The 20,356-nt window shown below is 72.6% G+C and carries 18 protein-coding genes; 9 read left to right on the forward strand and 9 right to left on the reverse strand.

Annotated features, from left to right (window positions below):
* Positions 1-94: 94 nt before the first annotated feature.
* Positions 95-517, reverse strand: a complete 423-nt coding sequence (locus ACIGDI_RS29230; RefSeq protein ID WP_399902673.1) for a DUF6299 family protein — start codon at positions 515-517, stop codon at positions 95-97.
* 227 nt (positions 518-744) lie between these two features.
* On the opposite strand from ACIGDI_RS29230, the gene ACIGDI_RS29235 reads away from it, so the two are divergent.
* A complete protein-coding gene (locus tag ACIGDI_RS29235) occupies positions 745-939 on the forward strand; it encodes a DUF5999 family protein (RefSeq protein ID WP_200697939.1) in 195 nt (64 codons plus the stop codon).
* Between the two features lie 17 nt (positions 940-956).
* Here the strand turns inward: ACIGDI_RS29235 and ACIGDI_RS29240 are convergent, their stop codons facing one another.
* Together ACIGDI_RS29240 and ACIGDI_RS29245 are read right to left on the reverse strand one after the other, a co-directional pair.
* Positions 957-1,355 (reverse strand): RidA family protein, encoded by a 399-nt coding sequence (locus ACIGDI_RS29240; RefSeq protein WP_399902676.1) that lies wholly within the window; start codon positions 1,353-1,355, stop codon positions 957-959.
* On the reverse strand, positions 1,352-2,476 hold the full coding sequence (locus ACIGDI_RS29245; RefSeq protein WP_399902678.1) for an acyl-CoA dehydrogenase family protein: 1,125 nt from the start codon (positions 2,474-2,476) through the stop codon (positions 1,352-1,354). The genes ACIGDI_RS29240 and ACIGDI_RS29245 overlap by 4 nt, the downstream gene beginning before the upstream one ends.
* Positions 2,477-2,603: 127 nt before the next feature.
* Between ACIGDI_RS29245 and ACIGDI_RS29250 the strand changes: the two genes are divergently transcribed.
* The 5 genes from ACIGDI_RS29250 (at position 2,604) to ACIGDI_RS29270 (ending at position 7,818) form a co-directional block, all read left to right on the forward strand.
* Positions 2,604-4,196 carry an AMP-binding protein gene (locus ACIGDI_RS29250; protein WP_399902681.1) on the forward strand — a complete coding sequence of 531 codons (1,593 nt, stop codon included), beginning with the start codon at positions 2,604-2,606 and terminating at the stop codon, positions 4,194-4,196.
* Between the two features lie 15 nt (positions 4,197-4,211).
* Complete coding sequence (locus tag ACIGDI_RS29255) at positions 4,212-5,024, forward strand: PaaX family transcriptional regulator C-terminal domain-containing protein (RefSeq protein ID WP_399902684.1); 813 nt, start codon at positions 4,212-4,214, stop codon at positions 5,022-5,024.
* A 117-nt stretch (positions 5,025-5,141) separates the two neighbouring features.
* Positions 5,142-5,699, forward strand: coding sequence for an adenylyl-sulfate kinase (gene cysC, locus ACIGDI_RS29260; RefSeq protein ID WP_399902687.1), 558 nt, complete (start codon positions 5,142-5,144; stop codon positions 5,697-5,699).
* Entirely contained in the window at positions 5,696-6,595 is a 900-nt protein-coding gene (cysD, locus tag ACIGDI_RS29265) for a sulfate adenylyltransferase subunit CysD (protein ID WP_399902690.1), read from the forward strand. Before cysC ends, cysD begins: the two co-directional genes overlap by 4 nt.
* A 2-nt stretch (positions 6,596-6,597) precedes the next feature.
* Positions 6,598-7,818, forward strand: coding sequence for a sulfate adenylyltransferase subunit 1 (locus tag ACIGDI_RS29270; RefSeq protein WP_399902693.1), 1,221 nt, complete (start codon positions 6,598-6,600; stop codon positions 7,816-7,818).
* On the opposite strand, the gene ACIGDI_RS29275 is transcribed toward ACIGDI_RS29270, so the two are convergent.
* Together ACIGDI_RS29275 and ACIGDI_RS29280 are read right to left on the reverse strand one after the other, a co-directional pair.
* The gene (locus tag ACIGDI_RS29275; RefSeq protein ID WP_399902696.1) at positions 7,802-10,168 is read right to left on the reverse strand and encodes a bifunctional salicylyl-CoA 5-hydroxylase/oxidoreductase; all 2,367 of its coding nucleotides are present in this window, start codon (positions 10,166-10,168) and stop codon (positions 7,802-7,804) included. The two genes, ACIGDI_RS29270 and ACIGDI_RS29275, sit on opposite strands and share 17 nt — an antisense overlap.
* 2 nt (positions 10,169-10,170) lie before the next feature.
* Positions 10,171-10,998 carry an enoyl-CoA hydratase family protein gene (locus tag ACIGDI_RS29280; protein ID WP_399902699.1) on the reverse strand — a complete coding sequence of 276 codons (828 nt, stop codon included), beginning with the start codon at positions 10,996-10,998 and terminating at the stop codon, positions 10,171-10,173.
* 299 nt (positions 10,999-11,297) lie between these two features.
* Between ACIGDI_RS29280 and ACIGDI_RS29285 the strand changes: the two genes are divergently transcribed.
* Positions 11,298-11,750 carry an ATP-binding protein gene (locus ACIGDI_RS29285; protein ID WP_399902701.1) on the forward strand — a complete coding sequence of 151 codons (453 nt, stop codon included), beginning with the start codon at positions 11,298-11,300 and terminating at the stop codon, positions 11,748-11,750.
* Positions 11,751-11,780: 30 nt separating this feature from the next.
* Here ACIGDI_RS29285 and argF read toward each other — a convergent pair whose 3' ends face one another.
* The gene (argF, locus tag ACIGDI_RS29290) at positions 11,781-12,788 is read right to left on the reverse strand and encodes an ornithine carbamoyltransferase (RefSeq protein WP_399902704.1); all 1,008 of its coding nucleotides are present in this window, start codon (positions 12,786-12,788) and stop codon (positions 11,781-11,783) included.
* Between the two features lie 80 nt (positions 12,789-12,868).
* The gene (locus ACIGDI_RS29295; RefSeq protein ID WP_272176335.1) at positions 12,869-14,089 is read right to left on the reverse strand and encodes an arginine deiminase; all 1,221 of its coding nucleotides are present in this window, start codon (positions 14,087-14,089) and stop codon (positions 12,869-12,871) included.
* Positions 14,090-14,219: 130 nt separating this feature from the next.
* On the opposite strand from ACIGDI_RS29295, the gene ACIGDI_RS29300 reads away from it, so the two are divergent.
* Entirely contained in the window at positions 14,220-15,323 is a 1,104-nt protein-coding gene (locus tag ACIGDI_RS29300; protein WP_399902707.1) for an SPFH domain-containing protein, read from the forward strand.
* A complete protein-coding gene (locus ACIGDI_RS29305; protein WP_399902710.1) occupies positions 15,320-16,210 on the forward strand; it encodes a hypothetical protein in 891 nt (296 codons plus the stop codon). Before ACIGDI_RS29300 ends, ACIGDI_RS29305 begins: the two co-directional genes overlap by 4 nt.
* Before the next feature lie 102 nt (positions 16,211-16,312).
* Here the strand turns inward: ACIGDI_RS29305 and ACIGDI_RS29310 are convergent, their stop codons facing one another.
* Together ACIGDI_RS29310 and ACIGDI_RS29315 are read right to left on the reverse strand one after the other, a co-directional pair.
* On the reverse strand, positions 16,313-18,859 hold the full coding sequence (locus ACIGDI_RS29310; RefSeq protein ID WP_399902713.1) for a polynucleotide kinase-phosphatase: 2,547 nt from the start codon (positions 18,857-18,859) through the stop codon (positions 16,313-16,315).
* Positions 18,856-20,325: a 3' terminal RNA ribose 2'-O-methyltransferase Hen1 gene (locus ACIGDI_RS29315; protein WP_399902715.1), complete on the reverse strand. Its 1,470-nt coding sequence runs from the start codon at positions 20,323-20,325 to the stop codon at positions 18,856-18,858. Before ACIGDI_RS29315 ends, ACIGDI_RS29310 begins: the two co-directional genes overlap by 4 nt.
* Positions 20,326-20,356: the final 31 nt, after the last annotated feature.

The raw sequence follows: 20,356 nt of genomic DNA on the forward strand, positions 1-20,356 counted from the left end.
TCCGACCAGGTAACCGTCCGGGCTGCTGCGTGTACAGCGCAATGGTAAGCGTGGCCGGTCCGCCCGGTGGCCGCGAGGTGCCGGCCGGCCACTGTCAGTCGCGGGTCAGGGTGACGTCCTGCCGCTGGACCGCGTGGAAGCGGGGCAGGGGCAGGCCGCCCACGGGGCGCAGCTCCATGACCGCGGCCTCGACGCTCGCGGTGCCGGCGTCGAGGGCGTCGGAGGGCTTGCCCGTGTTCTGCCAGCGGTGTTCCTGGCCGTCGCACACGGCGCTGGTGCCGCCGATGCCCTGGCGGACGTCCGGCTTGGCCTGGCTGACGGAGGAGCTGACGAAGGCCGGGCCGGTGTTGCCGAGGCAGCGGTAGGTGCCGGAGAGGGTCACGGTGCCGTCCGCGGCGATGGTGCCGGTGGGTTCGACGGTCACCGTCTCGGACGGGTCCGCGGCCGGCGCGGCGGGGGCGGTGAGCAGGAGCAGCGCGGCACCGGCCGCGAGGCCCAGGGCGGGTCGGACGAACATGGAAACCTCCTGAAGCTGGGGCTTCCACTAGGTACCGGCCGGACCCGCCCCGGGCGGTGACCGTCACCCCTTCGGTGGCGAGTCCGCATCGACGGTCGTGGAACCGTCCGGGAGTTGTCCGGGTGTTGTCACGTTTCCCGCCCGGGCGTTCCGGTGGGTTCGCGTCGGGAGCATGGTCTGTGCAACGGGACCGTACGCAGCGGTCCCGGCCGACGTGGAGGTGCGCCATGTGTTCCCACCAGCCTTCGTGCCCTTCCTCCGACAGCCGCGTCCCGCACATCGTGGCGGCCCACCCCGAGCAGGGCTGGAGCCTTCTGTGCGACGGCGCGATCGTCTTCGACGACTCGGGCGAGCTGACGGCCGACGGCCGCGTCGTCGCCCCGCACCGCGCGCCGGCCGAGCGCCTGGCCGTCGCCGCCTGAACCGCCTGAACGCCGCATCAGGGGAGCACGGCGAAGCCGTCGAGCTCCACCAGCGCCTTCTCGTCCCACAGCCGTACGACCTCGACGACGGCCATCGCCGGGTAGTCCCGGCCCGCCAGGTCGCGCCACACGCGGCCGAGCCGGCCGGCATGGTCGCGGTAGGCGGCGACGTCCGTGGCGTAGACGGTGACGCGGGCCAGGTCGGACGGGGTGCCGCCGGCGGCCGCGAGGGCGGCGAGCAGGTTGCCGAGCGCCTTCTCGAACTGTTCGGGAAGGGTGTCGCCGACCACCTTGCCGTCGGTGTCCAGGGCGGTCTGGCCGGCCAGGAAGACGACGCGGGTGCCGGTGGCGACGACCGCGTGGGAGAAGCCGGTCGGCGGGGACAGCTCACTGGGGTTGATGCGCTCCGCGGTCACCGCGCCTCCCGGTTCCGGTACAACTCCTTTGCGATGATGCCCCGTTGGACCTCGCTGGCGCCCTCGTAGATGCGTGGGGCGCGGACCTCGCGGTAGAGGTGTTCCAGCAGGTGGCCGCGGCGCAGGGCGCGGGCGCCGTGCAGCTGGACCGCCGCGTCGACGACGTACTGGGCGGTCTCGGTGGCGAGCAGCTTCGCCATCGCCGCGCGCGCCGGGACGTCCGCGGCCCCTTCGTCGTACGCCGACGCCGCCGCGTACACCATGAGGCGGGCCGCGTCCGTGCGCAGGGCCATCTCGGCGACCTGGTGGGCGACCGTCTGCAGGTCCCGCAGCTTCCCTCCGAAGGCGTCCCGGCGGGAGGTGTGGGCGAGGGTCGCGTCCAGGGCCGCCTGTGCCATGCCGACGGCGAAGGCGCCGACGCTGGGCCGGAAGAGGTTGAGGGTGCCCATGGCGACCCGGAAGCCCCGGTCGGTCTCGCCGAGCACGTCGTCCGCGGTGACCGGCACCGCGTCGAAGTCGAGGGCGCCGATGGGGTGCGGGGAGAGCATGTCGAGGGCGGTGCCGGTGAGACCGGGGCGGTCGGCGGGCACGAGGAAGGCGGTCACGCCGCGTGAGCGCGCGCCGGGGGTGGTGCGGGCGAAGACGGTGTAGAAGTCGGCCTCGGGGGCGTTGGAGATCCAGCACTTCTCGCCGACGAGGCGCCAGCCGCCTGCTCCGTCGGGTTGTGCGGTCAGCTCCAGGGCCGCCGCGTCCGAGCCGGCTCCCGGCTCGCTGAGCGCGAACGCCGCCACCGCCGTGCCGTCGCCCACCCGGGGCAGCCAGCGCTCACGCTGGGCCGGGGTGCCGTAGGCGTGCACCGGGTGGGCGCCCAGGCCCTGCAGGGCGAGCGCCGTCTCGGCCTCCGTGCAGGCGTAGGCGAGGGACTCGCGCATCAGGCACAGGTCGAGCGCGCCCGAGGTGAACAGCCGGTCCAGGAGCCCGAGCCTGCCGAGTTCGGCGACGAGCGGACGGTTGAGGTGCCCCGGTTCGCCCTTCTCGGCCAGCGGGCGCAGCCGCTCGGCGGTGGCGCGCAGCTCACCGCACCAGGCGATCTGTGCCGGTTCGAGCGAGAATGCGGGCATCGCCGGTCCCCTCTCTGCCGTATCCACCTCGACCGTATCGCGCTCCATTGACTGTCGTCACCAACACGATACGCTCCATTCACGAGCCCGCCAGGACGCCGAACCCGGCATAAGGGGGCGCATCGCCATGACCGACTCGGCCCACGTCGACACCTTCGCGCGCGACCATCTACCGCCCCACGAGGAATGGCCCGAACTCCGCTTCGACCTGCCGGAGCTGCGGTACCCCGATCGGCTGAACTGCGCGGCCGAACTGCTGACGGGCCCCGATCCCGCCCGCCCGGCGTTCCACACCGCCGGCGGCCCGTCCTGGACGTACGGCGACCTGCGCGCCCGCGTCGACCGGATCGCGCACATCCTCACCGACGACCTCGGGGTGGTCCCCGGCAACCGCGTCCTGCTGCGCGGCCCGACCACACCGTGGCTGGCCGCCTGCTGGCTGGCGGTGCTGAAGGCGGGCGGGGTGGCGGTCACGGTGCTGGCGCAGCAGCGGCCGCACGAGCTGGCGGTGATATGTGACATGGCACAGGTCCGGCACGCCCTGTGCGACATCCGCTCCGTCGACGACCTCGTCAAGGCCGAGATACCCGGCCTCAGGATCACCACCTACGACGGCGACACCCCCGACGACCTGCTGCGCCGCCCGGCGGCCGACACCCCGTACCCGGCTGTCGCCACGGCCGCCGACGACGTGGCGCTGATCGCGTTCACCTCGGGCACGACGGGCCGCCCGAAGGGGTGCATGCACTTCCACCGGGACGTGCTGGCGATAGCGGACACCTTCTCCCGGCACGTGCTGCGCCCCACCGCGGACGACGTCTTCGCCGGCAGTCCGCCGCTCGGCTTCACCTTCGGACTCGGCGGCCTGGTGGTCTTCCCGCTCCGCGCGGGCGCCAGCGCCCTGCTGCTCGAACAGGCCCATCCGCGGCAGCTGTTGGCGGCCGTCGCCGCGCACCGCGTCTCGGTGCTGTTCACCGCGCCGACGGCCTACCGCGCGATGCTCGCGGAGCTCGACGCGTACGACGTCGCCTCCCTGCGCCGCTGCGTCTCCGCGGGCGAGAACCTGCCCGCGGCCACCTGGCGGGCCTGGCAGGAGCGGACCGGGCTGCGCATCATCAACGGCATCGGGGCGACGGAACTGCTGCACATCTTCGTCTCCGCCGCCGACGAGCGGATCCGGCCCGGGACGACCGGGGTGCCCGTGCCCGGATGGCAGGCGCGCGTGCAGGACGCGGACGGCAACCCGGTGCCCGACGGTGAGCCGGGTCTGCTCGCCGTGCGCGGGCCCGTCGGCTGCCGCTACCTCGCCGACCCGCGACAGCGCGTGTACGTACGCGACGGCTGGAACATCACGGGCGACACCTACGTCCGCGAGAGCGACGGCTACTTCCGGTACGTCGCCCGCGCCGACGACATGATCATCTCGGCCGGGTACAACATCGCCGGGCCGGAGGTCGAGGACGCGCTGCTGCGCCATCCGGACGTGGTCGAGGCGGCGGTCGTCGGGCGCCCCGACGAGGCCCGCGGACAGGTGGCCGTCGCCCATGTCGTCCTCAGGGAGGGCGCCGTACGGGACGCCGACGCGCTGCGCGCCTTCGTCAAGTCCGAACTGGCGCCCTACAAATGCCCGCGCGAGATCCACTTCGCGGACGCCCTGCCGCGCACCGCGACCGGAAAGCTCCAGCGGTTCAGACTGCGCACCGATGGTGACCAGCAGTGATGCCGACGACCTAAGATGATCAACGTGTCCGACCAGCATGCACCACGGTCTCTCATCGTCACGCTCTACGGCGCCTACGGCCGCTTCGTACCGGGCCCCGTGCCCGTCGCCGAGCTGATCCGGCTGCTCGCCGCGGTCGGCGTGGACGCGCCCTCCGTACGTTCGTCGGTGTCCCGTCTCAAACGCCGCGGGCTGCTGCTGCCCGCCCGCACGGCGCTGGGCGCGGCCGGGTACGAACTGTCGCCGGACGCCCGCCAGTTGCTCGACGACGGCGACCGGCGGGTGTACGCCACCGCCGCGCCCGAGGGCGAGGGCTGGGTGCTCGCGGTGTTCTCCGTGCCGGAGTCGGAGCGGCAGAAGCGGCACGTGCTGCGCTCGCGGCTGGCCGCGCTCGGCTTCGGCACGGCGGCGCCCGGGGTGTGGATCGCACCCGCGCGGCTGTACGAGGAGACCCGGCACACCCTGCGCCGGCTGCATCTCGACCCGTACGTCGACCTCTTCCGCGGCGAGCACCTCGGCTTCGCCGCCACCGTCGAGGCGGTCGCCCGCTGGTGGGACCTGGCCGCGATCGCCAAGGAGCACGAGGCCTTCCTGGACCGCCACGAGCCGGTGCTGCAGCAGTGGCGGCGGCGCGCGGACACCCCGCCCGAGGACGCCTACCGCGACTACCTCCTCGTCCTCGACTCCTGGCGCCACCTGCCCTACGTCGACCCCGGCCTCCCGGCCCGGCTGCTGCCGGAGGACTGGCCGGGGGCGCGGTCGGCGGCGGTCTTCCGGGAGCTGCACGAGCGGCTCCGGGACGCGGGGGCGGTGTTCGCCGGGGTGTGACCTCAGCCACAACTTGAGTCACTCACGGAACCCTCAGCTTCTTCTGTCCCTCTTCTCAAGTTTCTTACCTAGCGTTCGGCGAGCCGACCGCCGGGCCGAGAAAGAGGACTGTTGCGCATGACCACCAAGCCAGGGCCCAGGGCTCAGGGAGCCACCGTCTGGCTCACCGGACTGCCGAGCGCGGGCAAGACGACCATCGCCCGCCACCTGGGCGAACGCCTGGAGGCCGAGGGTCATCGCGTGGAGATCCTGGACGGCGACGAGATACGCCGCTTCCTCTCGGCGGGCCTCGGCTTCTCCCGGGCGGACCGGAACACGAACGTGCAGCGCATCGGCCTCGTCTCCGAGGTCCTCGCCCGCAACGGCGTGCTGTCCGTCGTCCCCGTGATCGCCCCGTACGCCGACAGCCGTGAGGCCGTCCGCAAGCGGCACGAGGCCAGTGCGACGCCGTATGTCGAGGTGCATGTCGCCACGCCGGTCGACGTGTGCAGCGAGCGTGACGTGAAGGGGCTGTACGCCCGCCAGGCCGCCGGCCGGCTGGCGGGGCTCACCGGCGTCGACGACCCTTACGAGCCGCCGGCCGCCCCGGACCTGGTGCTGGCGACGCAGAGCCAGACACCGGAGGAGTCGGCGGACGCGGTGTACGCGGTGCTGGCGGAGCGGGGGCTGGTGTGAGCGGCGCCCTGTCCCATCTGGAGGCCCTGGAATCGGAGTCGGTGCACATCTTCCGCGAGGTGGCGGGCGAGTTCGAGCGGCCGGTGATCCTGTTCTCCGGCGGCAAGGACTCCATCGTCATGCTCCACCTGGCGCTGAAGGCCTTCGCCCCGGCCGCGGTGCCCTTCTCGCTGCTGCACGTGGACACCGGGCACAACTTCCCCGAGGTCCTCCACTACCGCGACCGTGTGGTCGCCGCACATGGGCTGCGGCTCCATGTGGCCTGCGTACAGGACTACATCGACCGCGGTGTGCTGCGCGAACGTCCCGACGGCACCCGCAACCCGCTGCAGACACTGCCGCTCACGGAGAAGATCCAGGCCGAGAAGTTCGACGCGGTCTTCGGCGGCGGACGGCGGGACGAGGAGAAGGCGCGCGCCAAGGAGCGGGTGTTCTCGCTGCGGGACGAGTTCTCGCAGTGGGATCCGCGCCGCCAGCGCCCGGAGCTGTGGAACCTGTACAACGGCCGCCACTCCCCCGGCGAGCACGTCCGCGTCTTCCCGCTGTCCAACTGGACCGAGCTGGACGTGTGGCAGTACATCGCCCGCGAGGCCATCGACCTGCCGGAGATCTACTACGCCCATCACCGCGAGGTCTTCCGGCGCGGCGGCATGTGGCTGACGGGGGGCGAGTGGGGCGGTCCTCGGCCCGGGGAGCAGGTCGAGAAGCGGCAGGTGCGCTACCGCACGGTCGGCGACATGTCCTGCACCGGCGCGGTCGACTCCGACGCCGACACCATCGAGAAGGTGATCGCGGAGATCGCCGCCTCCCGGCTCACCGAGCGCGGCGCGACCCGGGCCGACGACAAGCTCTCCGAGGCCGCGATGGAAGACCGCAAGCGCGAGGGGTACTTCTAGCCATGACCGGTACGACCATCGACACGCTGCGTTTCGCGACGGCGGGCTCCGTCGACGACGGCAAGTCCACCCTCGTCGGGCGGCTGCTGCACGACTCCAAGTCGGTGCTGGCCGATCAGTTGGAGGCCGTCGAGCGCGCCTCCGCGGGCCGTGGCCAGGAGGGTCCCGACCTCGCGCTGCTCACCGACGGACTGCGGGCCGAGCGCGAGCAGGGCATCACCATCGACGTCGCCTACCGCTACTTCGCCACCCCGCGCAGGCGGTTCATCCTCGCCGACACCCCCGGCCACGTGCAGTACACCCGCAACATGGTCACCGGTGCCTCCACCGCCGAGCTGGCGATCATCCTGGCCGACGCGCGCCACGGGGTGGTCGAGCAGACCCGTCGTCACGCCGCCGTGGCCGGTCTGCTGCGGGTGCCGCACGTGGTGCTCGCGGTCAACAAGATGGACCTGGTCGGGTACGAGCAGGACGAGTTCGAGCGGATCGTCGAGGACTTCGCGGGGCACGCGGCGGAGGCGGGACTGCCCGGCTTCACCCCGATCCCCGTCTCGGCGCTGGTCGGCGACAACGTCGTGGACCGCTCGGCGCACATGGACTGGTACGCCGGGCCGGCCCTGCTGGAGTTCCTGGAGAACGTCCCCGTGGGCGCCGAGGCCGCCGACGCGCCGGCCCGCTTCCCCGTGCAGTACGTGATCCGGCACGGCGAACAGCGCCACTACGCGGGCCAGTTGGTGTCGGGCTCGCTGCGCGTCGGCGACCGGGTCACCGTGCACCCGTCCGGCGAGACCTCCGAGATCGCCGCGATCGACGTGCTGGGCACGGCGGCCGAGGCGGCGTACGCGCCCCAGTCGGTCAGCGTGCGGCTCGCGGGCCCGCGGGACGTCTCGCGCGGCGACATGATCACGGCGGGTCCCGACGCCCCCGTACTCACCCGGGACGTCCGGGCGGCCGTGTGCCATCTGGCCGACCGGCCGCTGCGGGTCGGCGACCGCGTGCTGGTGCGGCACACCACCCGTACCGTCAAGGGAATCGTCGAAGACCTGGCCGGGGCCGCCGAGCTGTCGGTCAACGACCTGGGCCGGATCAGGCTGCGCACCGCCGAGCCCCTGGCGCTCGACGACTACGCGGTCTCCCGGCGCACCGGCGCGTTCCTGCTGATCGATCCCGCGGACGGCGCGACGCTGACCGCGGGCATGGTGGATCTCAACCACGCAGGCTGAGACGGGGTTTGGGGGCGTCCGTCCGGCCGGTCTGCGGACGGCGGCTGCCGGCCCGGTAGGGCGCCGGCCAGACGACGCCCGGACCGTCGTACCCCTGCTCGGCGGCCGCGTGCAGCGTCCAGTGCGGGTCGTACAGGTGCGGCCGGGCGAGGGCGCACAGATCCGTACGCCCGGCGAGGATCAGGGAGTTGACGTCGTCCCAGGAGGAGATCGCGCCGACCGCGATCACCGGGACACCCACCCGGTGCCGGATGCGGTCGGCGAACGGCGTCTGGTACGACCGCCCGAACTCCGGGCGTTCGTCGGCCACGACCTGCCCGGTCGACACGTCGATCGCGTCGGCGCCGTGCGCGGCGAAGGCGCGGGCGATCTCCACGGCGTCCTCGGCGGTGTTGCCGCCCTCTGCCCAGTCGGTGGCGGAGATGCGGACCGTCATGGGCCGGTCCCGCGGCCACACGTCCCGGACGGCGTCGAAGACCTCCAGCGGGAAGCGGAGCCGATTCTCCAGGGAGCCGCCGTAGGCGTCGGTGCGGCGGTTGGTCAGCGGGGAGAGGAAGCCGGACAGCAGATAGCCGTGTGCGCAGTGCAGTTCGAGCAGGTCGAATCCGGCGCGGGCGGCCCGCCGGGCGGCGGCGGTGAACTGCTCGCGCAGGTCCGCGAGTTGGGCGGGCGTCAGCTCGCGCGGGACCTGACCGGCGGGCTTGTACGGCAGTGGGGAGGCGGCCACGAGCGGCCAGTTGCCCTCGGGCAGCGGTTCGTCCATGCCCTCCCACATCAGCCGGGTCGAGCCCTTGCGGCCGGAGTGGCCCAGTTGCACGCCGATCGCCGTACCCGGCGACTGGGCGTGCACGAAGTCGGTGATCCGCTTCCAGGAGTCGGCCTGTTCGCCGGTGTAGAGGCCGGTGCAACCGGGAGTGATCCGGCCCTCCTCGCTGACGCAGACCATCTCGGTCATCACCAGCCCGGCGCCGCCGAGGGCGCGCGCGCCGAGGTGGACGAGGTGGAAGTCGCCGGGGACGCCGTCGACCGCCGAGTACATGTCCATGGGCGAGACGACGACCCGGTTGCGCAGGGTCAGACCGCGCAGGCGGAACGGCGTGAACATTGGGGGTGTGCCGGTCGGGCAGCCGAACTCCTCCTCCACGGAGGTGGTGAAGCCGGCGTCGCGCAGCCGCAGGTTGTCGTGGGTGACGCGGCGGCTGCGGGTGAGCAGGTTGAAGGCGAACTGCCGGGACGGCTGATCGACGTACAGGCCGAGGTTCTCGAACCACTCCAGGCTGGCCCGGGCGGCGCGCTGGGTGGAGGCGACGACCGGCTTGCGCTCTTCCTCGTACGCCGCCAACGCGCTCTCCAGCGAGGGCTGTTCCTCCAGGCAGGCGGCGAGGGCGAGGGCGTCCTCGACGGCCAGTTTGGTGCCGGAGCCGATGGAGAAGTGGGCGGTGTGGGCGGCGTCGCCGAGGAGGACGACGTTGCCGTGGGACCAGTGCGCGTTGGTGACGGTGCGGAAGGTCGTCCAGGCCGACTTGTTGCTCCGCAGGGGCTTGCCCTTGAGGGTGTCGGCGAAGATCTTGGCGCAGCGCTCGACGGACTCGGCCGCGTCGAGGTCTGCGAAGCCTGCCGCCCGCCAGACGTCCTCGTGCATCTCGACGATCACGGTGGACGCGTCGGCCGCGTAGGGGTAGCCGTGCAGCTGCATCACCCCGTGCTCGGTCTCGGCGATGTCGAAGCGGAAGGCGTCGAAGGCGAAGTCGGCGGCGAGCCAGATGTAGCGGCAGTGGTGGTGGACCACATGGTGGCCGAACACATGGGCGTGGGCCTCGCGGGTGGTGCTGTTGACTCCGTCGGCAGCAATGACGAGGTCGTGGGTCTCCGCCAGGCCGGCCGGGGCCTCGGTACGGAAGCGGAGGTCCACGCCCAGGTCACGGCAGCGGTCGTGCAGGATCTCCAGGAGGCGTTTCCTGCCGAGCGCGGCGAAGCCGTGGCCGCCGGAGGTGTGCCGTACGCCCCGGTGCACGATGTCGATGTCGTCCCAGCGGACGAAGTGGCGCTGGAGGGCCTCGTAGACGACCGGGTCGGCGTGTTCGATGCCGCCGAGGGTCTCGTCGGAGAGCACCACGCCGAAGCCGAAGGTGTCGTCGGGGGCGTTGCGTTCCCAGACGGTCACCTCGCGGGCCGGGTCCAGGCGTTTCAGCAGCGCCGCCGCGTACAGGCCGCCGGGCCCGCCGCCGATGACCGCCACGCGTAGGGGGTGGCCGGGCTGCGTCGGCGGCTGCGGGATCGTCGTGGCTTCTCGCGCTCGCGCGGTGGTAGCCGCAGTTTCGGCAGCGCCCCGCGCCCCTGAGGTCGGCATCTCTACCGCCCCCTCCATTTGGGCGGGCGCTTCTCCGTGAACGCGGCGTGGAACTCGGCGTAGTCCTCGCCGTTCATGAGGAGGGCCTGGGTGGAGGCGTCCAGTTCGACCGCGGCGGCGAGCGGCATGTCCAGTTCGGCCGTCAGCAGCGCCTTCGTCTGGGCGTACGCCAGGGCCGGGCCGTCGGCCAGGCGGCGGGCGAGGGCCCGCGCGGCCTCGTCGGCCATGCCCTCCTCCGTCAGCTCGCTGATCAGCCCGATGCGCTCGGCCTCCGGTGCGCGCACCGGTTCGCCCAGCATCAGCAGCCGGGTCGCGTGACCGAGCCCGACCACCCTGGGCAGCAGGTACGCCGCGCCCATGTCGCCGCCGGACAGGCCCACCCGGGTGAACAGGAACGCGAACCGGGCCGTGGGGTCGGCGACCCGGAAGTCGGCGGCCAGGGCCAGGACCGCTCCGGCGCCCGCCGCCACCCCGTGCACCGCCGCGATCACCGGGAACGGGCACTCGCGGAGCGCCCGGACGGTCTGGCCGGTCATGCGATTGAAGTCGAGGAGCTGGGCGGTGTCCATGGAGAGGGTCGCGCCGATGATCTCGTCGACGTCGCCGCCGGAGCAGAAACCGCGGCCCTCGCCGGCCAGCACCAGGGCCCGTACGGACCGCTCGCGGGACAGCTCGGCGAGCAGGTCGCGCAGGTCGGCGTAGGCGCCGAAGGTGAGCGCGTTGAGCTTGTCGGGGCGGGCGAGGGTGACGGTGGCGACGGTGTCGGCGAGGTCGACGCGCAGGTGCTCCCAGCGGGAGGTGCGGGCGGCCGAGCCGGTGAAGGGACTCATGACGTGCGGCCTCCTGGGGGACGGGGCGCTGCCGTACCGAGCTCTGCCCTTCGAAGCTATCACCCATCCGTGACTGTCGTCACGAGTGCGCTATATGGCGTGCTCGTTGTGACCCGGCGCCGTCACATCCGTCACGGCTCGTCGACGAAGCGGCAACGGCGGGAGCTGCCGCGCGAGGCAGGCCGTTGTTACGGGTAAGCCGCCCGGCAACGGGGCCGAAGGTCCCGTACGGTGCCCGCCCGACGCCTCTGTGAGCGGGCCCGTAGGATTCATACGGTTGAAAGCAGGACAGCCTGCTGATGAACGGACCCATCTTGCAAGAACGCCCCGCCTCCTCCGCCTCCTGGCGCGCCGCGCTGCCGCATTCCGCCGCGGCCGTGCCCGTGGCCCGCGCGCTCGTGCGTACGGCGCTGGCGGAGCTGGAGCACGGGGCGGACAGCGACACCGCGGAGCTGCTGACGGCGGAGCTGGTCGCGAACGCCGTGGAGCACACAGCGGGGGACGCGCCGATAGAGCTGGTCGTGGAGCTGCTGCCGTCCGGCTGCCGGGTGGAGGTCCACGACCCCGACCCGGCGCCGCCGGGCGATCTGACGACACCGAGCCTGGGGTCGCCCGACCCCTGGCAGGAGCACGGGCGCGGGCTGCTGCTGATCCGCGCGCTCAGCTCGTCCTGCGGGCACCGGGCGACGGGTTCCGGTAAGGCGGTGTGGTTCCGGCTGCCCACGGTGCCCCCGCAGCGCCGGGCCGTGTGACAGCGGGGCACCCCGGGGCACCCCGGCGGGTCAGGCCAGGGTCGCGACCAGGATCGCCTTGATCGTGTGCAGGCGGTTCTCGGCCTCGTCGAAGACCACCGAGTGGGCCGACTCGAAGACCTCGTCGGTCACCTCCAGCGACTCCAGGCCGTGGCTGTCATGGATCTCCTGCCCCACCTTGGTGCCCAGGTCGTGGAAGGCCGGCAGGCAGTGCAGGAACTTGACGTCGGGGTTGCCGGTGGCGCGCAGGACGTCCATGGTCACGGCGTACGGGGCGAGCGCGGCGATCCGCTCGCTCCAGACCTCCTTGGGCTCACCCATGGAGACCCAGACGTCGGTGGCGACGAAGTCGGCGCCCCGGACGCCGTCGGCCAGGGACTCGGTCAGCGTGATCCGGGCGCCGCTGGCCTCGGCGAGCTCGTGCGCCCGGTCGATGACCTCCTGGACCGGCCAGTAGTGCTTCGGGGCCACGATCCGGACGTCCATGCCGAGCAGGGCGCCGGTGACCAGGTAGGAGTTGCCCATGTTGAAGCGGGCGTCGCCGAGGTAGGCGAAGGCGATCCGGTCGACCGGCTTGGCGGTGTGCTCGGTCATCGTGAGCACGTCGGCGAGCATCTGGGTGGGGTGCCAGTCGTCGGTGAGGCCGTTGTAGACGGGCACCCCGGCGTGGGCGGCCAGCTCCTCGACCTTCTGCTGGCTGTCACCCCGGTACTCGATCGCGTCGTACATCCGGCCGAGCACGCGCGCGGTGTCCTTCACGGACTCCTTGTGCCCGATCTGCGAGCCGGACGGGTCGAGGTAGGTCGTCGAGGCACCCTGGTCGGCGGCGGCGACCTCGAACGCGCAGCGCGTGCGCGTCGAGGTCTTCTCGAAGATCAGCGCGATGTTCCTGCCGCCGAGGTACCGCGTCTCGGTCCCGGCCTTCTTGGCCGCCTTCAGCTCCGCGGCCAGCCCGACCAGGCCGAGGAACTCCTCCGCGGTGAAGTCGAGCTCCTTGAGGAAGTGGCGCCCGGCGAGGGCGGTCGGGACTGTCGCCATGGGGCGCTCCAGAGATGCGGGAACAGCGGACCGTGGAAGTCTATACGACCCTCGACATTTCTATGCACATGGATGTACGCCTATACGGCCTCGCGTTCGACCGGGCAGCTCATGCAGCGCGGCCCGCCCCTCCCCCGTCCCAGCTCGCTGCCCGGGATCTCGATGACCTCGATGCCCTGCTTGCGCAGATGGGTGTTGGTGGTGGCGTTGCGCTCGTAGGCGACGACGACGCCCGGTTCGACGGCGAGGACGTTGCAGCCGTCGTCCCACTGCTCGCGCTCGGCGGCGTGCACGTCCTGCGTGGCGGTCAGGACGCGGATCTCGCTCAGACCGAGGGCCGCGGCGATCGCCCGGTGCATGTGCTCCGGCGGGTGGTCGGTGACCTTCAGCTCCTCGCCGACGCCCGGCTCGATGGTGTACGAGCGGAGCATGCCGAGGCCCGCGTACTGGGTGAAGGTGTCGCCGTCGACCATCGTCATCACGGTGTCGAGGTGCATGAAGGCGCGCCGCTTGGGCATGTCGAGGGCGACGATGGTCCGGGCCGAGCCGGCCGCGAAGAGCTTGTGCGCGAGCATCTCGACGGCCTGGGGCGTGGTCCGCTCGCTCATGCCGATCAGGACGGCGCCGTTGCCGATGACCAGGACGTCCCCGCCCTCGATCGTGGACGGGTAGTCGACCTGCCCCTCCGACCAGACGCGGAACGTCTCGTCGCGGAAGAGCGGGTGGTGCCGGTAGATCGCCTCGAAGTGGACCGTCTCGCGCTGCCGGGCAGGCCAGCGCATGGCGTTGACGGAGACACCGTCGTAGATCCAGGCGGAGGTGTCGCGGGTGAAGAGGTGGTTGGGCAGCGGGGCGAGGAGGAAGTCGTCGAGGTCCATGACGTGGAAGCGGACCGAGGTCGGCTCCGGGTGCGCGTCCAAGAACTCGCGTTTGGTCATGCCGCCGACGAGCGCCTCCGCCAGCTCGGCCGGGGGCATGGTCTCGAAGGCGGCTCTGAGGTGGTCGGTGGCGAGGACGCCGTACTCCTTCTCGTCGAAGACCCGGTCCAGGACGAGGGTGCGGGCCGCCGGGATCGCCAGGGCCTCGGTGAGCAGGTCGCCGAAGAGGTGGACGGTGACCCCGCGGTCGCGCAGGACGTCGGCGAACCCGTCGTGCTCGGCGCGCGCCCGGCGCACCCACAGCACGTCGTCGAAGAGCAGTGCGTCCTTGTTGCTGGGGGTGAGCCTTTTGAGCTCGAGATCGGGCCGGTGCAGTATGACGCGGCGCAGCCGCCCGGCCTCGGAGTCGACATGGAATCCCATGCCTCCATCCTGACCACCGGGGGGCGTCTTGACCCGTGGCTCGTGAGTTTCTCCCGCCCTCAATTCTCGTCCTCTTGACGATAACGACGTCTTCCGTTTATCGTCGGGAAGACGAGAACGAGGGGGTTCGATGGCCGACATCACCCGGCGCCTCGGCTGGCGCCATCTCCGAGGCGCGCCGACGGCGCACATACGGCACCACCGGGACGGCAGGCTGCTGCACGACGGACCGGGGCTCAGCTTCTGGTACCGCGCACTGACCGCGGCGCTGTCCGAAGTCCCGGTGGACGACCGGGAGTTGGCGATGACCTTCCATGCCCGTACGTCCGACTTCCAGGACGTGGCGGTGCAGGCGACGGTGACGTACCGGATCAGCGACCCGGCCCTCGCCGCGGCCCGCCTCGACTTCTCGGTCGACCCGGACACCGGGGTGTGGCGGGGCGCGCCGCTGGAACAGCTCGGCACCCTGTTGACGGAGACGGCCCAGCAGCACGCGCTGGACGTCCTGGCCCGTACGTCCCTGGCGTCGGCGCTGGTCGACGGGGTGGCGGCGGTCCGGGAACGGGTCGCGGCGGGGCTCGCGGCCGAACCGCGCCTGCCGGCTACCGGTATCGAGGTGGTCGCGGTGCGCGTGGTCGCGCTGCGCCCGGAGCCGGAGGTCGAACGGGCGCTGCGCACTCCCGCCCGCGAGCAGATCCAGCAGGAGGCCGACCGGGCGACGTACGAGCGCCGGGCCGTGGCCGTCGAGCGGGAGCGCGCCATCGCCGAGAACGAACTGGCCAGCCAGATCGAACTCGCCCGCCGCGAGGAGCAGTTGGTGGAGCAGCGGGGCACGAACGCGCGGCGCGAGGCGGAGGAGCACGCGGCGGCCGACGCGGTCCGCGCCGAGGCCGAGGCGGCACGGACGGTGCGGCTGGCGGAGGCGGAGGCGACGCGGTCGGTGCGGCTGGCGGACGCCGAGGCACAGCGCACCGAGCGACTGGCTGAGGCCGAGGCGACGAAGGCGGTACGGCTCGCCCGCGCGGAGGCCGAGGCGGCGCGCGAGGTCGGCGAGGCGCGGGCCCAGGCCCAGGCCGCCTGGCTGCGGGTGCACGGCGAGGTCGACGTGGCGACGCTGCACGCCCTCACCGGGACACGGCTGGCGGAGAACCTGCCGCGCATCGACAGCGTGACCGTCTCGCCGGACGTGCTGACGGGCCTGCTGGCACGGCTCGGCGGCGGGGAAACGGCGTGAGCCTCGCACCCCGTGCCGTCCTGGTCCACCGCACCACGGAGTACGAGGAGTTGCTGGCCCACCACGGCACCCACGGGCAGGCCGCCTTCTTCCTCTCCTCCCGGGGGCGGGACATCGAGGAGGTCGCCGAGCGGCACCGGCGGGCACGGCGGGCACTCGCCGAGGTGACCGCGGCCATCCCGCTGACGTGGCGTCAGGCGCGGGTGGAGCGTGCCGATCTGGACCGCTTCCTGTTCGGGCCGGAGGACGTCGTGGTGGTCGTGGGCCAGGACGGTCTGGTGGCGAACGTGGCCAAGTACCTCGCCGGACAGCCGGTGCTGGGCATCGACGCGGATCCCGGCCGCAACCCGGGCGTGCTGGTACGGCACCGGCCGCGGGACGCGGCGAAGCTGCTGGCGACGGTCGGGACGAGCGTGGACGAGCTGACGATGGTCGAGGCCGTCGCCGACGACACGCAGCGACTGGTCGCGCTGAACGAGATCTACCTGGGCGCCGCCGGACACCAGACGGCCAGGTACCGCCTGGGCCTCGAGGACGACGGGGGTGTCGTCGAGGCCCAGGCCTCCTCCGGGGTGCTGGTGGGCACCGGGACCGGCGCGACGGGCTGGATCAGGTCGGTGTGGCAGGAGCGGGGCGCCTCGGTGGAGCTGCCCCGCCCCACCGAGCACCGCCTGCTGTGGTTCGTACGGGAGGCGTGGCCCTCGCCCGCCACCGGGACGTCCCTGGTGGCCGGCGAACTCGCCGCCACCGCCCGCCTCCAGGTCACCGTCGAGTCGGAGCGGCTCGTCGCCTTCGGGGACGGGATGGATACGGACGCGCTGGAGCTGACCTGGGGGCAGTCGGTGCGGGTCGGCGTGGCGGGCACGTCACTGCGGCTGGTCGGCTAGCCGGGCCTCCGCCGCCGCCCGCCCTTCGCGCACCGGCGCCCAGGGCGGGGTACCTGTGGGGCACAAGGGCGCCGTGGGCCGCGAGCAGGGCTCAGGAATGGCTCAGAGCCGCGGGTCCACCGGCTCCGACTCCAGTGCCAGCACCCCGAACACCGCCTCGTGCACCCGCCACAGCGGCTCGCCCTCCGCGAGCCGGTCCAGGGCCTCCAGGCCCAGGGCGTACTCGCGGATCGCCAGCGACCGCTTGTGGCCCAGGAAGCGGGTGCGCAGACGGGTCAGGTTGTCGGGGCGCGTGTACTCCGGGCCGTAGATGATCCGCAGGTACTCGCGGCCCCGGCACTTGACACCGGGCTGCACCAGCCGCCCCTCCGGGCTGCGCACGAGGGCGCCGACCGGCTTGACGACCATGCCCTCGCCGCCGCGACCGGTCATCTCCAGCCACCAGTCGACACCCGCCCGCACCGACTCCGGGGCGCCGGTGTCGACGTAGAGCCGGCGGGTGGTCTGCAGCAGGCCGCTGCCGTCGTGTTCCACCAGCCGGTCGATCAGTGCGAGTTGCTCGTCGTGCGGCAGCGCGGCGAGGCTGCGGCCCTGGACCGCCAGGATCTGGAACGGGGCCAGGCGTACGCCGTCCAGGCCGTCCGTCGTCCAGCAGTAGCGGCGGTAGGCCTGCGTGAACGCGGCCGCGTCCGCCGCCCGTTCGCGGTGCCGGGCCAGCAGGCCGGCCACGTCGACGCCCCGTTCGGCGGCGCCCTCCAGCGCGGTGAGCGCACCCGGGAACACCGCCCCGGACGCCGCGCCGACGGCCGCGTACTGCGAGCGCAGCAGCCCGGACGCCTTCAGCGACCAGGGCATCAGCTCGGCGTCCAACAGCAGCCAGTCGGTGTCGAGTTCGGCCCACAGACCCGCTTCGGTGACGGCTTCGCGGACGCGGCCCAGGACCTCCTCCGTGACCGCCCCGTCGTCGAAGAACGGCCGTCCGGTGCGGGTGTACAGCGAGCCCGTCGGGCCGTCGACCCCGAACCGCTTGCGCGCGGCCTCCGCGTCCCGGCACACCAGCGCCACCGCCCGCGAGCCCATGTGCTTCTCCTCGCACACGACCCGCGCGACCCCGTCCGCCGCGTACTGGGCGAAGGCCTCGGCCGGGTGCTCCAGGTAGCCCTCGACGTGACTGGTCGCCGTCGGCGCCATGGTCGGCGGCAGGTACGGCAGCAGCCGCGGGTCCACGGCGAACCGGCTCATGACCTCGAGCGCCGCGGCCGCGTTCTCCTCGCGGACGGCGACCCGGCCGGAGTGCCGCGTCTCCACGACCCGCCGCCCGTGCACGTCGCCCAGGTCGAGCGGCCGCCCGTCGTGCCCGCCGGGTGCCTCGGTGCGCAGCGGGCGCGCCGGCTCGTACCAGACCCGTTCGGCCGGTACGTCGACCAGTTCGCGCTCCGGCCAGCGCAGCGCCGTGAGCTTGCCGCCGAAGACCGCGCCGGTGTCCAGGCAGATGGTGTTGTTGAGCCAGGTGGCCTCCGGTACCGGGGTGTGGCCGTAGACCACGGCCGCCCGGCCCCGGTAGTCCTCGGCCCACGGGTAGCGCACGGGCAGCCCGAACTCGTCGGTCTCGCCGGTGGTGTCGCCGTACAGGGCGTGCGAGCGGACCCGGCCGGAGGTGCGGCCGTGGTACTTCTCGGGCAGACCGGCGTGGCAGACCACGAGCCGGCCGCCGTCGAGGACGTAGTGGCTGACGAGCCCGTCGATGAACTCCCGTACCTCGGCGGCGAACTCCTCGCTCTCGCCCGCCATCTGCTCGATGGTCTCGGCGAGTCCGTGGGTGTGCTGGACCTTGCGGCCCTTGAGATGACGGCCGTACTTGTTCTCGTGGTTGCCCGGCACGCACAGCGCGTTGCCCGACTTCACCATCGACATCACGCGGCGCAGCACGCCCGGGCTGTCGGGGCCGCGGTCGACGAGGTCGCCGACGAAGACGGCCGTTCGGCCCTCCGGGTGGACGCCGTCGGTGTAGCCCAGCTTGCCCAGCAGGGTCTCCAGCTCCGAGGCGCAGCCGTGGATGTCGCCGACGATGTCGAAGGGGCCGGTGAGGTGGGTCAGGTCGTTGAAGCGCTTCTCGGTGACGACGGTGGCGTTCTCGACGTCCTCCGTGCCGCGCAGGACGTGTACCTTGCGGAAGCCCTCGCGCTCCAGCTGTCGTATGGAGCGGCGCAGTTCGCGGATGTGCCGCTGGATGACCCGGCGGGGCATGTCGGCCCGGTCGGTGCGGGCGGCGTTGCGCTCGGCGCACACCTCCTCCGGCACGTCGAGGACGATGGCGACGGGCAGCACGTCGTGCTGCCTCGCCAGGTCGATGAGCTGGCGGCGGGAGTCCTGTTGCACGCTGGTGGCGTCGACCACCGTGCGGCGGCCGGCGGCCAGGCGCTTGCCGGCGATGTAGTGCAGGACGTCGAAGGCGTCCCTGGTCGCGCTCTGGTCGTTCTCGTCGTCGGAGACCAGGCCGCGGCAGAAGTCGGAGGAGATCACCTCGGTCGGCTTGAAGTGCCGGCGGGCGAAGGTCGACTTGCCGGAGCCGGACGCGCCGACGAGGACGACGAGGGAGAGGTCGGTGACGGGCAGGACCCGTCCCTTGTGCTGTGTCGTCTCGGTCATGCCGCCTTCGCCTCCTTCTGGTCGGTGGTGAGCATCCGGAACACGGCCATCTGGGTGGGCGGACCGACCTCCGGGTCGTCCGGCCCCACGGGTACGAACTCCACGTCGTAGCCGTGCCGTTCGGCCACCGTGTGCGCCCAGGCCCGGAACTCCTCCCGCGTCCACTCGAAGCGGTGGTCGCCGTGCCGGACATGGCCGGCCGGGAGGGACTCCCAGCGGACGTTGTACTCGACGTTCGGGGTGGTGACGAGGACCGTGCGCGGGCGGGCCGCACCGAACACCGCGTACTCCAGCGCCGGGAGCCGGGGCAGGTCGAGGTGCTCGATCACCTCGCTGAGCACGGCGGCGTCGTACCCCTTGAGCCGTTTGTCGGTGTACGCGAGCGAGCCCTGCAGGAGGGTGACCCGGGCGGCCTGCCGCTCGCCCATGCGGTCCAGCTTCAGCCTGCGGGAGGCGATGGTCAGCGCCCGCATCGACACGTCGACGCCGACGATCTCGGTGAACCGCGCGTCCTTGAGCAGGGCCTGCACCAACTGCCCCTGGCCGCAGCCGAGGTCGAGCACCCGGGCGGCCCCGGAGGCGCCCAGGGCCTCGATGATCGCGTCCCGTCGCTGCACGGCGAGCGGGGTCGGCTTCTCCTCGGCCCCGGTCTCCTCCTCGACGGCGTTGTCGATGTCCTCGACCTCGCTGTCGTCGGCCTCCGCCAGCCGCACCAGTTCCAGCCGCTCCATCGCCTCCCGGGTCAGCGACCAGCGGCGCGAGAGATAGCGGCTGGTGATCAGCTTCTGTTCGGGGTGGCCGGGCAGCCAGCCCTCGCCGGCCCGCAGCAGCTTGTCGACCTCGTCCGGCGACACCCAGTAGTGCTTGGCGTCGTCGAGGACGGGGAGCAGCACGTACAGGTGGCGCAGCGCCTCGGCGAGGGTCAGCGCCTCGGACTCCAGCAGCAGACGCACGTAGCGCGAGTCGCCCCACTCGGGGAACTCGGTGTCCAGGGCGACCGCCTCGGCGGTGACCGTCCAGCCGAGCGGCTCGAACAGGCGCCGCACGAGTCCCGGGCCGCCGCGGGCGGGCACCGCGGGCACCTCCACGCGCAACGGGCGTGCCTGCCCCGGCAGTTCGGGCCGGGCCCGGCACACGCCCTTCATCGCGCTGGAGAACACGCCGCTCAGCGCCACCGCGAGCAGCGAGGAGGCGGCGTACGGGCGGTCGTTGACGTACTGCGCGAGCGCCGCGTCGGGCGCCCCGCCGCGACCCTTGCCCTTCCCCCGCCGCACCAGCGCCACCGCGTCGACCTCCAGAAGCAGCGCCGCGGTGCAGCGCTGATCGTCCGCCTCCGGGTACAGGACGTGCGCCGTCCCGTAGGAGGTGGAGAACGCCTGCGCCTTGTCGGGGTGCTTGTGCAGCAGGAAGCCGAGGTCGGTGGCGGGGCGTTCGGGGGTACCGGTGGTGGTGATGGTGAGGAACATCGGCAGGGCCTCTCCGGCCGGTGGACGGTTT

This window comes from Streptomyces sp. NPDC085900 (assembly GCF_044540925.1).
Classification (GTDB): Bacteria; Actinomycetota; Actinomycetes; order Streptomycetales; family Streptomycetaceae; genus Streptomyces; species Streptomyces gilvifuscus.

Bases quoted from the DNA above. Each gene is read 5' to 3' on its own strand.
- ACIGDI_RS29230 (WP_399902673.1), bottom strand. From the start codon at position 517: ATGTTCGTCCGACCCGCCCTGGGCCTCGCGGCCGGTGCCGCGCTGCTC.
- ACIGDI_RS29235 (WP_200697939.1), top strand. From the start codon at position 745: ATGTGTTCCCACCAGCCTTCGTGCCCTTCCTCCGACAGCCGCGTCCCG.
- ACIGDI_RS29245 (WP_399902678.1), bottom strand. From the start codon at position 2,476: ATGCCCGCATTCTCGCTCGAACCGGCACAGATCGCCTGGTGCGGTGAG.
- ACIGDI_RS29250 (WP_399902681.1), top strand. From the start codon at position 2,604: ATGACCGACTCGGCCCACGTCGACACCTTCGCGCGCGACCATCTACCG.
- ACIGDI_RS29255 (WP_399902684.1), top strand. From the start codon at position 4,212: ATGATCAACGTGTCCGACCAGCATGCACCACGGTCTCTCATCGTCACG.
- cysC (WP_399902687.1), top strand. From the start codon at position 5,142: ATGACCACCAAGCCAGGGCCCAGGGCTCAGGGAGCCACCGTCTGGCTC.
- ACIGDI_RS29270 (WP_399902693.1), top strand. From the start codon at position 6,598: ATGACCGGTACGACCATCGACACGCTGCGTTTCGCGACGGCGGGCTCC.
- ACIGDI_RS29275 (WP_399902696.1), bottom strand. From the start codon at position 10,168: ATGCCGACCTCAGGGGCGCGGGGCGCTGCCGAAACTGCGGCTACCACC.
- ACIGDI_RS29280 (WP_399902699.1), bottom strand. From the start codon at position 10,998: ATGAGTCCCTTCACCGGCTCGGCCGCCCGCACCTCCCGCTGGGAGCAC.
- ACIGDI_RS29285 (WP_399902701.1), top strand. From the start codon at position 11,298: ATGAACGGACCCATCTTGCAAGAACGCCCCGCCTCCTCCGCCTCCTGG.
- argF (WP_399902704.1), bottom strand. From the start codon at position 12,788: ATGGCGACAGTCCCGACCGCCCTCGCCGGGCGCCACTTCCTCAAGGAG.
- ACIGDI_RS29295 (WP_272176335.1), bottom strand. From the start codon at position 14,089: ATGGGATTCCATGTCGACTCCGAGGCCGGGCGGCTGCGCCGCGTCATA.
- ACIGDI_RS29300 (WP_399902707.1), top strand. From the start codon at position 14,220: ATGGCCGACATCACCCGGCGCCTCGGCTGGCGCCATCTCCGAGGCGCG.
- ACIGDI_RS29310 (WP_399902713.1), bottom strand. From the start codon at position 18,859: ATGACCGAGACGACACAGCACAAGGGACGGGTCCTGCCCGTCACCGAC.
- ACIGDI_RS29315 (WP_399902715.1), bottom strand. From the start codon at position 20,325: ATGTTCCTCACCATCACCACCACCGGTACCCCCGAACGCCCCGCCACC.